This is a genomic window from Microbacterium sp. 69-10 (assembly GCF_001897945.1).
Taxonomy (GTDB): Bacteria; Actinomycetota; Actinomycetes; order Actinomycetales; family Microbacteriaceae; genus Microbacterium.
The window spans coordinates 256,224-256,847 of sequence record NZ_MKRT01000028.1 but is presented as its reverse complement, the minus strand read 5'-3'; the positions used below and the strand labels follow the sequence as shown (position 1 = coordinate 256,847).

At 63.1% G+C, this 624-nt stretch carries 1 pseudogene; it reads left to right on the top strand.

Annotated features, from left to right (window positions below):
- Positions 1-624: pseudogene (locus BGN97_RS15825) on the top strand (TerC family protein); the annotation flags it as partial.

Here is a 624-nt window from a genome sequence, read left to right as displayed (position 1 = left end):
GCAGGAAGCGCTGATGGTCGGCATCATCATCGCGCTCGTGCTGCGCGCGATCTTCATCATCATCGTCGGCGCCGCCGTGCAGCACCTCAGCCCGATCTTCTACATCTTCGGCGCGTTCCTGCTGTACACCGCGATCCGGCAGGCGCTTCCGGACAAGGAGGAGGACGACGCCCAGACCGAGGGCTTCATCGTCCGCCAGATCCGCCGGGTGATCCCGATCAGCGACGAGTACGACGGGCCGAAGGTGCGCACCACCGTCAACGGCAAGAAGATCTGGACCCCGATGCTGATCGTCTTCGTGTCGCTCGGCGTGACCGACCTGATGTTCGCGGTCGACTCCATCCCGGCGATCTTCGGCATCACGACGAACGCGTTCATCGTGTTCACCGCCAACCTGTTCGCGCTGATGGGCCTGCGCCAGCTGTACTTCCTGCTGGGCGACCTGCTCGACAGGCTGCGCTACCTGCACTACGGCGTCGCGTTCATCCTCGGCTTCATCGGAGTCAAGCTCGTGCTGCATGCCATGCACGAGAACGAGCTGTCGTTCATCAACGGCGGTCAGCCGATCGAGTGGGCGCCCGACATCAACAACTGGGTGTCGCTGGGCGTGATCTTCACGTCGAT